General features: G+C 33.0%; 11 protein-coding genes and 1 tRNA gene. 9 read left to right on the top strand and 3 right to left on the bottom strand.

Annotated features, from left to right (window positions below; all coding sequences use genetic code 11):
- The first annotated feature begins 54 nt into the window (after nucleotides 1-54).
- A complete protein-coding gene (locus tag EJA19_RS01690; RefSeq protein WP_125466607.1) occupies nucleotides 55-1,953 on the top strand; it encodes an amidophosphoribosyltransferase in 1,899 nt (632 codons plus the stop codon).
- A 461-nt stretch (nucleotides 1,954-2,414) separates the two neighbouring features.
- Here the strand turns inward: EJA19_RS01690 and EJA19_RS01685 are convergent, their stop codons facing one another.
- Nucleotides 2,415-3,023: a superoxide dismutase gene (locus EJA19_RS01685; protein ID WP_125466606.1), complete on the bottom strand. Its 609-nt coding sequence runs from the start codon at nucleotides 3,021-3,023 to the stop codon at nucleotides 2,415-2,417.
- A gap of 139 nt (nucleotides 3,024-3,162) precedes the next feature.
- On the opposite strand from EJA19_RS01685, the gene EJA19_RS01680 reads away from it, so the two are divergent.
- The 6 genes from EJA19_RS01680 to EJA19_RS01655 all read left to right on the top strand — a co-directional run bounded on the left by EJA19_RS01680 (nucleotide 3,163) and on the right by EJA19_RS01655 (nucleotide 13,401).
- Nucleotides 3,163-6,312, top strand: a complete 3,150-nt coding sequence (locus EJA19_RS01680; protein WP_125466605.1) for a UvrD-helicase domain-containing protein — start codon at nucleotides 3,163-3,165, stop codon at nucleotides 6,310-6,312.
- A 22-nt stretch (nucleotides 6,313-6,334) separates the two neighbouring features.
- The gene (gene kbl / locus EJA19_RS01675) at nucleotides 6,335-7,528 is read left to right on the top strand and encodes a glycine C-acetyltransferase (protein WP_125466604.1); all 1,194 of its coding nucleotides are present in this window, start codon (nucleotides 6,335-6,337) and stop codon (nucleotides 7,526-7,528) included.
- Between the two features lie 125 nt (nucleotides 7,529-7,653).
- Nucleotides 7,654-9,012, top strand: coding sequence for an OmpA family protein (locus tag EJA19_RS01670; RefSeq protein WP_125466603.1), 1,359 nt, complete (start codon nucleotides 7,654-7,656; stop codon nucleotides 9,010-9,012).
- Nucleotides 9,013-9,084: 72 nt separating this feature from the next.
- Nucleotides 9,085-11,829, top strand: a complete 2,745-nt coding sequence (locus tag EJA19_RS01665; protein WP_125466602.1) for a PD-(D/E)XK nuclease family protein — start codon at nucleotides 9,085-9,087, stop codon at nucleotides 11,827-11,829.
- A gap of 95 nt (nucleotides 11,830-11,924) precedes the next feature.
- A complete protein-coding gene (locus EJA19_RS01660; RefSeq protein WP_125466601.1) occupies nucleotides 11,925-12,692 on the top strand; it encodes a hypothetical protein in 768 nt (255 codons plus the stop codon).
- Between the two features lie 229 nt (nucleotides 12,693-12,921).
- The gene (locus EJA19_RS01655; RefSeq protein WP_125466600.1) at nucleotides 12,922-13,401 is read left to right on the top strand and encodes a hypothetical protein; all 480 of its coding nucleotides are present in this window, start codon (nucleotides 12,922-12,924) and stop codon (nucleotides 13,399-13,401) included.
- An 86-nt stretch (nucleotides 13,402-13,487) separates the two neighbouring features.
- Here EJA19_RS01655 and EJA19_RS01650 read toward each other — a convergent pair.
- Nucleotides 13,488-13,561: transfer RNA gene (locus EJA19_RS01650), tRNA-Ala, on the bottom strand.
- Between the two features lie 55 nt (nucleotides 13,562-13,616).
- A complete protein-coding gene (locus tag EJA19_RS01645; protein ID WP_125466599.1) occupies nucleotides 13,617-14,414 on the bottom strand; it encodes a universal stress protein in 798 nt (265 codons plus the stop codon).
- A 137-nt stretch (nucleotides 14,415-14,551) separates the two neighbouring features.
- Between EJA19_RS01645 and EJA19_RS01640 the strand changes: the two genes are divergently transcribed.
- Together EJA19_RS01640 and EJA19_RS01635 are read left to right on the top strand one after the other, a co-directional pair.
- Nucleotides 14,552-15,886, top strand: coding sequence for an MATE family efflux transporter (locus EJA19_RS01640; protein WP_125466598.1), 1,335 nt, complete (start codon nucleotides 14,552-14,554; stop codon nucleotides 15,884-15,886).
- A 7-nt stretch (nucleotides 15,887-15,893) separates the two neighbouring features.
- Entirely contained in the window at nucleotides 15,894-16,079 is a 186-nt protein-coding gene (locus tag EJA19_RS01635) for a hypothetical protein (protein WP_125466597.1), read from the top strand.
- Nucleotides 16,080-16,113: the final 34 nt, after the last annotated feature.

Here is a 16,113-nt window from a genome sequence, read left to right as displayed (position 1 = left end):
GCTCAAAATTGAGCGCGTTTTTTAATTACATTACAAAACAACACAACACACATCATGAGCGACGCACTTAAACACGAATGCGGAATTGCACAAATAAGGCTTTTAAAACCCTTAGAATACTACAAAGAAAAGTACGGTAGCGCTTTTTATGGCGTAAATAAAATGTACTTAATGATGGAAAAACAGCACAATCGTGGTCAGGATGGTGCTGGATTTGCAAGCATAAAACTAGACACCCAACCTGGCGAACGCTACATTAGCCGAGTACGCTCTATAGCACAACAACCCATACAAGATATTTTTGGTCAAATTAACGAGCGCATTAATAAAGAACTTGCCGAGCACCCAGAATACGCTAACGATGTTGCGCTACAAAAAAGACACATTCCGTATGTTGGCGAAGTCCTTTTAGGACATGTGCGTTATGGCACCTTTGGAAAAAATAGCGTGGAAAGTGTTCATCCGTTTTTACGTCAAAACAACTGGATGCACCGTAACTTAATTGTTGCAGGTAACTTTAATATGACCAATGTTAATCAACTATTCGATAAATTGGTTAAACTCGGCCAGCACCCAAAAGAAAAAGCCGACACCATTACTATAATGGAAAAAATTGGTCATTTTTTAGATGATGCTGTATCAAAAATATATAAGAAGCTTAAAAAAGAAGGTTATAGTAAAAATGAATGTTCGCCTTTAATTGCTGAACGTTTAAATGTTGCTAAAATTTTAAGAAAAGCCTCTAAGGATTGGGATGGAGGTTATGCTATGGCTGGGCTACTTGGGCATGGCGACTCGTTTGTACTCCGCGATCCTGCTGGAATTCGCCCCGCATATTACTACAAAGATGATGAAGTTGTTGTAGTTGCCTCTGAGCGTCCTGTTATTCAAACTGTTTTTAATGTAGATTTTGACGACGTTAAAGAATTAGATCCTGGGCATGCCATAATTACAAAAAAATCTGGCGAAGTCGCTATTAAAAAAATTATAGAACCACTGGAAAGAAAAGCGTGTTCTTTTGAACGTATTTATTTTTCTAGAGGTAGCGATGCTGAAATATACCAAGAGCGTAAAGAACTAGGAAAACTACTTATGCCTAAAGTATTAGAATCTATAGAAAACGACACAAAAAACACAGTGTTTTCCTATATTCCTAATACAGCTGAAACCTCCTTTTTTGGAATGATTGAAACGGTAGAAGCCCATTTAAACGAAAAGAAAACCCAAGCCATTTTAGATGGAAATGGGCAATTATCTGCAGATCAAGTTACCGATATACTTTCTGAAAGACCTCGCATTGAAAAAATTGCTATTAAAGATGTTAAACTACGAACCTTTATTACCGAAGATAGTAGCCGTGACGATTTAGTAGCTCACGTTTACGATGTAACGTACGGTGTTATTAAACCTACCGACAATCTTGTTATTATAGACGATAGTATTGTACGAGGTACCACATTAAAAAAGAGTATTATAAAAATGATGGATCGCTTGAGTCCAAAGAAAATTGTTGTGGTATCATCGGCTCCTCAAATTCGTTACCCAGATTGCTACGGTATTGATATGGCTAGGCTAGAAGACTTAATTGCTTTTAGAGCTATGTTAGAATTATTAGAAGAAAATAATAAATATCACTTAGTAAAAGAAGTTTACGATAAATGTAAAGCTCAAGTAAACTTAGAAGATAAAGACGTAAGAAACTTTGTAAAAGATCTATACAAGCAATTTACAGACGATGAGATTTCTAATAAAATAGCACAACTTATTTCAGATGATACAGTAAATGCTAAGGTAGAAACCATTTTCCAACCTGTAGATAACCTTCATAAAGCCTGTCCTAAAAATTTGGGCGACTGGTATTTTACAGGTAATTATCCTACTGTTGGTGGAAATCGTGTTGTTAATAGAGCGTTTATTAATTTTTACGAAGGAAACAAAGAAAGAGCTTACTAATCAGAGAGTTGCATATACACTTTATCCTACAAAACAAACTGTTTGGCTAATAAAATAGCGTTTTATCTATTTTTTAACGCAACTTAATTTAATAAAATCTACCTTAGTAATACCATAACATAAGTAGGTTAAGTTCATGGTAGATTTGGGGCAAAAAAGGCGAACATCTTGTTCGCCTTTTTTATTAAAACCCTGTCTATTTTATAAAAAATCACCAGTTTCAACGCAACTTTTTAACTTTTAGACTGATTTATAAGTAGTTTATCCAATATTTTTAATCGGTTTTACCCTATTCCATAAATTTGTTGCCACCATAACATAAGTAGGTTAAGTTTATGGTAGATTTGGGGCAAAAAAGGTGAACACTTGTTCACCTTTTTTCATTTTAAAAATATTTATATTGAAATAAAAAAAAGCAAACCAAAAATGGTTTGCTTTTTTATTCTATTAAGAACGTGTGGTTATTTAGCCTCAGCATAACGACGTTCTACTTCGTTCCAATTAATTACGTTAAAAAATGCCTCAATGTAATCTGGTCTTCTATTTTGATAGTTTAAATAATAAGCATGTTCCCAAACATCTAATCCTAATATAGGTGTTCCTTGGCAAGTTACATCTGGCATTAATGGATTGTCTTGGTTTGGCGTGGAGCATACTTCAACTTTACCACCTTTGTGCACACACAACCAAGCCCATCCAGAACCAAATTGTGTTGCTGCAGCTTTGCTAAAAGCGTCTTTAAAAGCCTCTACAGATCCAAAAGCGTCTTCTATAGCGTCTTTTAACTCGCCAGACAAACGTCCTTTTCCTTCAGGATTCATCACCTCCCAAAATAATGAGTGGTTGTAAAACCCACCACCGTTATTTCTAACAGCAGCATTACTCATATCTAAATTTGTAAGAATATCTTCTATACTTTTTCCTTCTAAATCTGTGCCTTCAATAGCAGCATTTAACTTAGTGGTATAGCCGTTATGATGTTTTGTGTGATGTATTTCCATAGTACGAGCATCAATATGTGGTTCTAATGCGTCGTATGCGTATTTTAATTTTGGTAATTCAAAAGCCATAATATGTTATGTTTTAGTGATTAAACTTAATTCTTAAGCCAAATTTAATGATTATTGAGGATTTTATAGACAAATTGAAAATAATAAATTGTTATGAAGTTATTGATTGTTTTTATCTTGTACCAAAAGATTTTAGTAAATGCCACAACAAGATACGTTTACCATTTATAATGCTTCGGCAGGAAGCGGAAAAACCTATACGCTAGTAAAAAATTATTTACAAATTATTTTGGCTTCTAATAGCGCCTTAAAATTTAGAACACTTTTAGCGTTAACCTTTACCAATAAAGCTGTTAACGAAATGAAATCGCGTATTATAGAAACGCTAAAGCTTTTTTCTGAAGAAAGCATTCTAATGGCAAACCACCCTATGTTTAATGATTTAACACAGGAACTTCGTATCTCATCCGAAGAACTCCACGAAAAGTCTAAAAAACTGCTGCAAACTATGGTTCACAATTATGCGGCTTTTGATATTTCAACCATAGATAAATTTAACCATAGACTTATAAGAACGTTTGCTCATGATTTAAAACTGCCTGTTAACTTTGAAGTAGAACTAGACACAACCTATTTATTAGGAAAAGCCGTTGATTTACTTATTGAAGAAGCTGGAACGAATAAAGAACTAACCAAAATATTAGTTGATTTTGCTATTGAAAAAGCCGATGACGACAGAAGCTGGAATATTGCTTACGATTTTAATCAGATAGCAAAACTTTTAATTAACGAAAACGACATTCCTTATATAAACGAGCTTAAAGGAAAAACCGTTACAGATTTTGCCAATCTTAAAACAGCTTTACTTAAAACACAAAAAGAAAAGAGTAATTATATTATTAATCAGGCAAAAAATGCTTTAGAACTTATTGAAGCAGCAAGTTTAGAACATAACGATTTTAGCCGCGGCTCACTCCCAAAGTACTTTACAAAACTTTCTAACAAGAATTTTAAAGACGAATTTACTGCTGCATGGCAAAAAGATTTAGTAGAAAACAATACGCTTTACCCCAAACGCGTACCCGATATGGTTGCTAATACTATTAACGAAATACAGCCACAATTAGCGGCTTTTTTCGAAACAACAAAAACAGCTATTACCGAGTATAATTTTCTTAAAAACTGCATAAAAAACATAACGCCACTATCAGTAATACATGCTATTAGCGAAACTTTAGATAATATTAAAAAAGAGGACGATTTATTATTAATTTCAGAATTTAACACCATTATACACAACGAAATTAAACAGCAACCAGCACCTTTTATTTACGAGCGTCTTGGCGAAAAGTTTAAACATTATTTTATCGATGAATTTCAAGACACCTCCATATTACAATGGACTAATTTAACGCCTTTAATAAGTCATGCGCTATCTAACGAAAATTTAAAAGGTGAAACAGGAACAGCCATGTTAGTTGGTGATGCCAAACAAGCCATTTATCGTTGGCGTGGCGGACGCGCAGAGCAATTTATAGATCTGTATACAAAAACCGTAAATCCCTTTCAGGTTAACGCTAAAGAAAAATCTTTAGACTATAACTTTAGGAGCACCAAAACTATTGTAGAGTTTAACAATACGTTATTTAAACACCTTTCTGGCTTTGTATTTTCAAATCCCAATCATGCAGCCATATATCAAGCTAGTGAGCAAAAAACTTCTATACAAGAAACAGGATATGTAGAACTCAGCTTTTTAGATGTAAAAGATCAAGACAAAGATGAATTACATTGTGAAAAAACACTACAAATAGTACAGAAAGCTCTTAAAGAAAATTTTGCACTTGGCGACATTTGTATTATTACTAGAAAAGGAAAAGAAGGTGTTGCTATTGCCGAGTACTTAAATAATGAAGGTTTGAATGTTGTCTCATCGGAATCGTTATTACTAAGCAATGCATCAGAGGTTTTATTTATTGTTGATATGTTTCAGCTTAGTTTACAACCTAAAAACAACGAAACAAAATTTGCGACACTAACCTTCATTGCAGAACATATTTTAAATATTAACGATAAGCATAATTTTTATGCCCAATACATAGATTTAAATCCTGTAGATGCATTTAACCAACTATGTGAAAATCAAATAACTTTTAATTTTAATGATGTTTCAAGTCTTCCTATTTACGAAGCAACCGAAAGTATTATAAGAGCTTTCAATTTATGTGAAAAACCTAATGCATACGTTCAATTTTTTCTCGACGAGATTTTAGATTATTCACATAAACACGATGCTAGTATTTCTGGATTTTTAGAGCTTTGGGACAGAAAAAAAGACAAGCTCAGTATTGCCGCGCCGCAACAAAGTAATGCCATCCAGATTATGACCATTCATAAATCGAAAGGATTAGAGTTTCCTGTGGTTATTTTTCCTTATGCAAATCAAGACGTTTATTTCGATTTATCTCCTAAAGTCTGGTTTCCTTTAAATCCAGAAGAGTTTCATGGACTACCATGCATATATATTAACAAGAATAAAGAACTTGAAACCTACGGTAATATAGGACAACAGCTGTATACAAACTATCAATCTGAACTTGAACTAGACGCGATAAACTTACTTTATGTCGTTTTAACGCGTGCCGTAGAACAGTTATACGTTATTTCAGAACTAGACTTCGATAGAAAAAATCAGGAAAACATTAAAAAATATTCTGGCTTACTAATTAATTACCTTAAAGCAAACCACTTGTGGAATGATAATGAAACCGAATACTCCTTTGGAGACTCTAAAAGAACGCTTCAACCTAAAAATAAGCAAACCACCAAAACATTAGAAAGATTTATATCGACCCCTAGAGAACAACACCGTTTAAAAATAGTCACCAACTCTGGATATTTGTGGGACACTAATCAGGAAGCTGCTATTGAAAAGGGGAATTTAATCCATAATATTATGGCTAATATTAAAACCCAAAAAGATGTGCCTCTTGTTTTTAAAGACTATATAACTAAAGGCAAAATAACACCAACACAAGAACTCGAGCTACAAGAAATGGTTTTACAAATTATTAATCATCCAAAATTAACAACCTATTTTAGCAACCAACAAGTCATTTACAACGAAAAAGATATTATAACTAAAGATGGAACTATTTTAAGACCCGATAGATTAACCATTGATAAAAACCAAGATGTTACCATTCTCGATTATAAAACAGGGCAAGAAGAAGAAAAACATCAAGTACAAATAGAACGTTACCACAATGCACTTATAGATATGGGATATAACGTAACTAAAAAAATACTCATTTACATTAATCAAGATATTACGGTAAAAGAATTATAAATTTGCAAAAAACAATACAATCATGTACGGAAAAATAAAAGACTACTTACAAGAAGAATTACAACACATAAAAGACGATGGTTTATTTAAAGAAGAACGTATTATAACATCGTCTCAAGATGCAGAAATCACTTTAAACACAGGGGAAAAAGTTCTAAACTTCTGCGCTAACAATTATTTAGGGTTAAGTAATCACCCAGACGTGATTCAAGCTGCTAAAGACACTATGGATACCCATGGTTTTGGTATGTCTTCGGTACGATTTATTTGCGGAACTCAAGACATTCATAAAACCCTTGAACAAAAAATTGCCGAGTTTTACCAAACCGAAGACACTATTCTTTATGCAGCAGCTTTCGATGCTAACGGCGGTGTGTTCGAACCTTTATTAACTAAAGAAGATGCAATAATTTCCGACTCTTTAAACCACGCCTCTATTATCGATGGTGTTCGTTTATGCAAAGCTGCTAGATACCGTTACCAAAATAACGACATGGCAGACCTTGAAAAACAACTAATAGCAGCAAATGAAAATGGCGCAAGGTTTAAAATTATAGTTACAGATGGCGTATTTTCTATGGATGGATTGGTAGCACCATTAGATAAAATCTGCGATTTAGCCGATAAATACGATGCCCTTGTAATGATTGACGAATGTCATGCTGCTGGTTTTATAGGCGAAACAGGTCGCGGAACCTTAGAAGAAAAAGGTGTTATGGGGCGCATAGACATTATCACAGGAACACTTGGAAAAGCTTTAGGTGGCGCTATGGGAGGTTATACAACAGGGAAAAAAGAAATTATAGAAATGTTGCGTCAACGTTCAAGACCATACTTATTCTCTAATTCATTAGCACCAGCAATTGTAGGCGCTTCAATTAAGGTTTTCGATATGCTTTCTAACAATACCGAGCTAAGAGACAAACTAGAATGGAACACAAACTATTTTAAAAACGGGCTTAAACAAGCAGGTTTTGATATCATTGATGGCGATTCTGCCATAGTTCCTGTTATGCTTTATGATGCTAAGCTATCGCAAACCATGGCTAATATGTTACTTAAAGAAGGAATTTATGTAATAGGTTTCTTCTATCCAGTGGTACCAAAAGAAAAGGCTAGGATACGAGTACAATTATCAGCAGCACACGAAAAAGAACATTTAGATAAAGCCATTAAAGCATTTGTTAAAGTTGGAGAAAAGTTGGAAATCATTTAATTTTTTCATAGAATAGCCTATAAATTAGGGCAAATATTCAATATTTTTCTATATTTGTCTTTGTTAATATTATTTAACAACTTACTTTTGCTTACAATTAACACTTAAAAATTAAATTTTTGAATATGAAAAATCTTAGCAGATTATTGTTCGCGATGTTGCTTATATTTGGCCTAAGCAATGCCAATGCGCAAGATGAAAACAACCCATGGGCTATAAGCCTAGGAGTAAACGCGGTTGATTTTTACCCTACTGGTGAAGATGCTCCACTTGGCGATTACTTCGACGAATATTTTAATGCCACAGATCACTGGAACATTTTACCTTCACTTTCTAGCCTTACTGTATCAAGATATATTGATAGTGGTTTTAGTTTAGGTGTTACAGGTTCTATTAACAGAATTGACAGCTATGGTGATGCCTCTGTTAATGATCTTTCTTACTACGGACTTGACGGTACAGTTAAATATAGCTTTTCTGAAATCTTAAACTCAAACTGCATTGAACCTTTCTTAGGTGTTGGTGGTGGTTACACTTGGGTTGACGAAATTGGAGCTGGTACTTTAAACGGAACTGTAGGAATTAATTTCTGGTTATCAGAACACATTGGTTTAAACTTACAGAGTACTTACAAGCACGCATTCGAAGATTATTTAGATACACATTTCCAACATACTGCTGGTTTAACATTTAAGTTTGGTGGTAAAGATACAGACGGTGACGGTATCTACGATAAAGACGATGCTTGTCCAGAAGTTGCTGGTCTTGAGGAATTCAACGGATGTCCTGATTCTGACGGTGACGGTATCGAAGACGGTAAAGACGATTGTCCTAACGAAGCTGGTTTAGCTGAATTTAACGGATGCCCTGATACAGATGGTGACGGTGTAGCTGATAAAGACGATGCTTGTCCTGCAGTAGCTGGTGAAAAAGCTTTAGCTGGATGTCCAGATGCTGACGGTGATGGTATTGCTGATAAAGATGATAACTGTCCTAACGAAGCTGGTCCTGCCGAAAACAACGGATGCCCATGGCCAGATACTGATGGTGATAACGTTTTAGATAAAGACGATAACTGTCCAGATGTTGCTGGTACTGTAGCTAACAACGGTTGCCCAGAAGTAACTGAAGAAGTGCAAAAAACACTTAACGCTTATGCTAAGACCATCTTATTCGACACAGGTAAAGCATCTATTAAATCTGAGTCTGAAAAAGTGTTAAGCGATATTATCGCCATCTTAAACGAATACCCAACAGCTAAATTTACTGTTGAAGGACACACTGATAGCGTTGGAAGCAGCAAGCTTAACCAAGGCCTTTCTGAAAAACGTGCCCTTTCTGTAAAAGAATACTTAGTAGCTAACGGTGTAGATCAGTTTAGATTATCTTCAATGGGCTATGGTGAAGACAAGCCTATCGACACTAACAAAACAAGAGCTGGTAGAGCTAACAACAGACGTGTAGAAATTAACTTAATAAAATAATTACTGGTTAACACACCATTATAAATTTTAAAAAAACGCTCCGAAAATCGGAGCGTTTTTTATTTTTATAACATGACAACAACTTTTCTTGAAGACATAATTATAGACCTAAAACAACAAGGTCGTGATATTTCTAAATTAACCTTTGTGCTACCTAGCAAACGTGCTGGTGTATTTTTAAAAAACACCTTAAACAAGCACATTCCTGGCACCTTTTTTAGTCCAGAAATAATTTCTATCGAAGAGTTTGTTGAACAAATATCTAACTTAGAACAAATTCCTAATACCGAGTTATTTTTTGAATTTTATAGGGTTTATCTAGACATTACCCCAAAAGAAGATATTGAACCATTTGATAGGTTTTTTAAATGGGCACAAATAATTATTCAAGATTTTAATGAGATTGATCGCTATTTAATCGAACCTAACAACATTTTTGATTACTTAACCGAAATAAAAAAAATAGAACATAACCATTGGTCTATAGAAGCTAATCAAACACCATATATAAAAAGTTATTTGTCCTTCTGGAATAGGTTAAAACTATATTACCAAACGTTAACTAAACAGCTTATATCGAAACAAAAAGGCTATCAAGGTTTAGTTTATAGAGAAGCCTCAAACAACTTAAAGACTTTTGTAAAAGAAAATACAGCTAATAAATATATTTTCGCTGGTTTTAATGCTCTTAATAAAGCCGAAGAGATAATTATTCAAGAATTATTAAATCAAGGACTGGCAAACATTTACTGGGATATTGATGCGCATTTTATAAATAATAACCTACACGACGCAGGCTATTTTATTAGGTCGCATACAGAACATTGGAACATTTTAAAAAAACAAGGTTTTAACTGGAAAACCAACCACTATCGTAACAGTAAACACATAAATATTACAGGAACGCCTAAAAATGTTGGGCAAATAAAATATATTGGAAACTTATTAGAAAAACTAAGCACCAAAAATGAATTAAAAAATACAGCTGTAGTGTTAGGTGACGAATCGCTTCTTATTCCGTTAATTAACTCGCTCCCTGAGAATATTAGTGCAATAAACATTACTATGGGGTTGCCCCTGCATCAAATTCCTTTAGCATCACTTTTCGAAAAATTATTCGGTATATATAAATCGAAAAAGCCTATTATTTATTACAAAGAGATTGTGAATATATTATCGCATGAATACATTAGACCACTGTTATGGGATAATAACTTAAATCATGCCGATGTTATTATAGAGCATATTCAAACAAATAACATTGTATCACTTTCTGTAAATGAACTTGTTGAGTTAGCCCCTCAAAAAAAAGAGCTGCTCACCTATCTTTTTAAAACCTGTAAAAATGTACCCAAGGAAGCATTGCAAAATTGCAAAAAGATTATTTTAAGCATAAAAACACATCTTAATAATAACAAATCTAGCCATTTATTAGCTTTAGAATATTTATATCGCTTTAACGAAGTATTTAACTCCTTAGAGCAAATGATGGCACAATTTAACTATATAGAAACCGTTGACACCTTATATAGTTTATACAAAGAGCTTATAAAAAATGACACACTAGATTTTCATGGAGAACCCTTACAAGGTCTGCAAATTATGGGAATGCTGGAATCTCGTGTCTTAGATTTTGATACGGTTATTATCGCATCGGTAAACGAGGGAATTTTACCCGCTGGAAAAACACAAAACTCGTTTATTCCGTTTGATGTGAAATTGGAAAACAACTTACCTACATACAAAGAAAAAGACGCCGTTTATACCTATCACTTTTATAGATTATTGCAACGAGCAACCAATGTTCATATTGTTTATAATACAGAACCTGATGTACTAAACGGTGGCGAAAAAAGCCGATTTATAACACAATTAGAAATAGATAAAATTCATAACGTAAACTCATCAATAGTAACATCTCCTGTCCCTTCAGTATCAAAAAAACTATTAGAAGTTGAAAAAAATAATGCCGTATTAAACCGATTAAAAGACATCGCGAAAAAAGGGTTTTCTCCTTCGGCATTAACTAATTATATAAGAAACCCTATAGACTTTTATTCTCAAAAAATTCTAGGCATAAAAGAGTTTGATGATGTTGAAGAGACCGTAGCCGCAAATACCTTAGGAACAACAATACACAACACTCTCGAAGATTTATATAAACCACTAATAAATCAAGAGTTAACCGAAGTTGTACTTAAAGACTTAAAAAGCAAGGTAACCAATCTTGTAAGTCATCATATAAAAAATGAATTTAAATCTGGTGATATTACTACAGGGATAAATCTTATTATTTTTGAAATCGCTAAACGCTATGTCAACAACTTTATCAACCTAGAACTTAATCAGGTTAAAAATGGTAATAGTATTAAAATAATCGCTGTCGAAGCCTCTTATAAAGTGCCTTTGCATATCCCTGAACTTGATTTTCCAGTACACTTAACTGGTATGGTTGACCGTGTTGATGAGTTTAATGGCATAACTAGAGTTATCGATTACAAATCTGGTAAGGTAGAACCAAGTAAAGTAAAAATTAAGCAGTGGGAAGACCTTACAACCGATTACGATAAATACAGTAAATCGTTTCAAATATTGGCCTATGCTTATATGATGAATCACAATAATCCGTTTGAAAAACCTATTCAAGCAGGCATTATTTCTTTTAAAAATCTAGGGCAAGGATTTATGTCGTTTCATGACAATAAAAACAACCTTATAACTCAAGACACCTTAGATAACTATTTTCAGCAACTAAAACAGCTAATATTAAAAATTTGCAATCCTAACAGTCCATTTGTAGAAAAAGAAATCCACTAATAGGTTATCCATTATACGTCATATGCCGTATTTTAATAAACATTGTTTTGTTGTTCCTTTGAATAAGAATCAATAACCTAACTAAACGTAACATTATGGCATCAAAACTTCTTTTAGTCTTAACATTGTTTTTTACCGGACTTTCTTTTTCTCAAGACAAAATAAAATATACTGATGATGAAATAGATATGCTAAAAGCATACTACTTTAATGAAGGCTTTAACACACCAGCTAGAAAAAAGCTTTCTACACTAATCATGAAAGATGGCACAACTTATAAAGGCTATTGCAAAAGTGTTATTACAAAAAAGGGGCAAATACACAAAGTATATTTTAAAGACAGTATTTCTGGGGATAAAATGACACTTAATGTAAAAGATATTGCCGAAGCTTATTTATTTGCTAGCGGTATGGAAAAATTTAACAAAGCTTCCAAAAAAATAAATAATTGGGGAATGGGTAGAAATAGCATGAGCAAAGTAACCTCTAGCGATCAAATTTATTTTGAAAACCAGATGGTTTCTTTAAAAAACAAAAAAGACAAACAAGAGTTTTTAATGCAGCTTTTAAACCCTAATTTCAGTCATATTATTGCTGTATATCACGACCCTTTTGCAAAAGAAACGGGTGGTGTTAGGTTTGGCGGAGCGCCTAAAATTGGCGGCGGTGTTATAAAATCGTATTATGTAAAAAAAGACGATAAAATTATTTGGCTACACAAAAGTGATTTTGAAGAGAATTACAACTTTTTATTTGGCGACAACGAAAACTTTATAAAAAAATACCCTTACAATGCTGTAGACTGGGATTGGTTTAGTGGTTTGGTATTAGAATACACAAAAATGTCCTCAGATAAAAGTTAAGCAGAAAATCGTATTTTATTGTATGTTTTAAAAAGAAAAACCCCGAATAATTTCGGGGTTTTGTGTGGAGCGTAATTATACTTAACCTTTACCTTATTTTAAAAAGCATAATGAAAATATAAGGTAAAATCACTACATTATTAATAGGCCTGCAATATTACTTAATATAGTTTTTGGGTAGTAAGAATTAAATAATTATCTAAATTTAAGACATTTAAAAATTTCATAAATGAAAAATAACAAACAAGCCCCTATGACAAGGAGTGACTATTTGAGAGCTGTTGAAAGAGTGAAAAAACATATTCATGATGAAAATGTCGATTATTGTGGTGCAACATTTGCGATAAAACAAGTTATGGGGAATGATTATAAACCACATTCATGGCAATTAAAAAGAGTTGCATTTAAGTTAACCGTAACTGGTAAGTACTATAAAGAAATATCTGTTGATAAAAAGTATTTTGATATTGATATTATTCCATATCCTAAAAATACTCTAAGAATGAAAAAATGGCAAATGTATGCTTTTTGGCCTACATTTATAATTGCCGTTTTTGGTGGTTTATATACAATATATAATGGTTTTTATGAAAGCCCGAAACAACAATCTAAAATTGAAGTTTTAGAGGCTAAAGTCAATAATCTACAAAAAGAAATAAACCAAGTAAAACAGCTAATTGAAAAACAAGATACACCTAAAAATAAGTGATTTTTTTATGCTGTATAAATGTGGGCACAATTAAAAAACCCTATCCACGAAAACAACGTAAATAGGGCATATATAAAAAATAATTGTGGAGCATATCGGAGTCGAACCGATGACCTTTTGGCTGCCAGCCAAACGCTCTAGCCAGCTGAGCTAATGCCCCATTATAAAAGCGAAAATAGTATTTTTATAAACATAAATACTGTTTTCTTATAAATTTATTTTAGTCCACTTAATACTAAAACAGGCAACGTTTTACTATTAAAGTCTTTTTTAAGAATCGTATTCTTCTCCCAAAGCTTAGTGAAGAAGCCACGTTTTCTTCTTACTACGCACAGTAAATCCGGGTCGTTATCTTTATAATGCTCTAACACGCCTTGAAATGTTGTCGCGTTTTCACTTTTAGTGGTCTTAGTAAGTAGTGCTTGCAACTCGGTATTTACATCAAAATCGCCTTCATTGTAAAACGGCGTTTTTACCAATAATAAATTAACAATAGATTTAAATTGGTTTTGGATATCTTTTAATGGCTTTAAAACACCTTCTTTCTTAATATTAGCTGATTTTAGAGCTATTAAAATATAAATAATAGGCTTAAAAGTATAGCCTTCTGGAACAATTAAAGCAGGAATATTGGTTTGCTTAACAATTTTACCTGAGGTCTTCCCTAAGTACACTTCTTCACGGTTAGAATTAGTTCTAGGTTCAATTAAAATTAAGTCTATATCAAGCGTTTTACAAACCAATTCTATGGTATCTATAAGCTTTCCTTTAAATGTTTTAACCTCAACCTCAACACCTTTTTTATCAACTTTACTAACATGAGAATTTAAAAACTCTAAACTTTCGCGCTCCAAAATATGATCTACTTTTAGCATGGTTCCTGCTTTGGTATATACATTGTAAATTTGCACTACATACACCTTGGCGCCAAAAGCTTTAGCAAAATCTATAGCGTATTGTAAATGGTTTACAGCATTTTTCGAGGATCCCACAGGAACTAATATAGACTTCATAATCAAGATTATAAACAAGTTAGAATGCAAAAATACACATTAAATTTATTTTGATTGCGACTTCTTTAAATGTATTGATTTAATAAATTTTACGACCTTAGCAGTTCTAAAAAAAATCACACTTACAATTTCATCTCTTGAACGCAGATTTAAGCACAAAAAACATAAACCGATTGGCCATTCCTGCATTAATAGCTGGAATTTCCGAACCTATACTATCGTTAACCGATACGGCTGTAGTAGGTAATATAGATGTTAATGCTACCCAGTCGCTTGCTGCTGTTGGCATTGTTACAACTTTTTTGTCTATGCTTATTTGGGTGTTTGGGCAAACACGAAGTGCTATTTCGTCTATTATTTCGCAATATTTAGGCGCAGGAAAATTAGATGAAGTTAAATCGTTACCTGGACAAGCTATTGTTATTATTATAATGATTAGTGTGTTTATTATTGTAACTACATTCCCATTTTCTGAGCATATTTTTAAGCTATATAATGCATCAGGATTGATACTTGATTATTGTGTAGAGTATTACAACATACGAATATTTGGGTTTCCGTTTACATTATTTACAATTGCTGTTTTTGGGGCTTTTCGCGGACTTCAAAACACATTATACCCTATGATTATTGCTATTATTGGCGCATCAACCAATATTGCTTTAGATATTATTCTGGTTTATGGCATAGATGGTTTAATCCCTGCTTTACACATTAAAGGTGCTGCTTATGCTAGTGTTATTGCTCAAATTTTAATGGCGCTTATTTCGGCTATTTATTTACTTAAAAAAACGCCTATACCACTAAAAGTGCAATTACCATTAAATAAAGAACTTAAAAAATTTAGTGCTATGGTACTTAACCTCTTTATAAGAACCATTGCGCTTAATGTGACATTATATTTTGCTAGTTCCTTTTCAACTAGCTATGGTGCAGAGTATATTGCTGCTTATACCATTGCTATTAATATTTGGTTTTTTGGTGCTTTTTTAATCGATGGCTATGCTAGTGCTGGCAATATTTTATCTGGAAAACTGTATGGTGCAAAACACTACCATTCCTTAATTAAATTAAGTAATAAACTTATTGGTTTTGGAATCGTTTCTGGAATAGTTATCGCTATTTTTGGCGCGTTGTTTTACTATCGTATTGGCGAAATTTTTACCGATGACCAAGCGGTTTTAAATCAGTTTTATAATATTTTCTGGATCGTACTTGCCATGCAACCACTTTGTGCTTTAGCATTTATTTTTGATGGTATGTTTAAAGGGTTAGGAATGATGAAATATCTAAGAAACCTCTTACTCTTTGCTACTTTTATCGTCTTTATTCCTGTGCTTTTATTTTTAGACCAGTTGGAATATAAACTCTATGCTGTTTTTACAGCCATGACGGTCTGGATTATTGCCCGAGGCGTACCATTAATTATAAAATTTAGACAACTCTTTTTACCATTAGCACAAAAACAATAACTTTGTTATGCTTATAAAACAGGTTATGTTAGCACTATTACAACAAGTAAATATTGAAGAAAAAATAAAAAACGCTCCTGATAATCACTACGAAATAGGTGTGTTTATTGGAACCTTACTGCCTTTTGTAGTATTAGTTGCTATTGCCTACTTATTTTATAGGTACAATAAAAATAAAATGAACAACAATTAATTATGGGTAATCAACTCTTTTTGCTTTTAGCAGT

The sequence above is a fragment of the Mangrovimonas spongiae genome, from assembly GCF_003944795.1.
Lineage (GTDB): Bacteria > Bacteroidota > Bacteroidia > Flavobacteriales > Flavobacteriaceae > Mangrovimonas > Mangrovimonas spongiae.
This window is presented reverse-complemented; position numbering and strand designations above follow the sequence as displayed.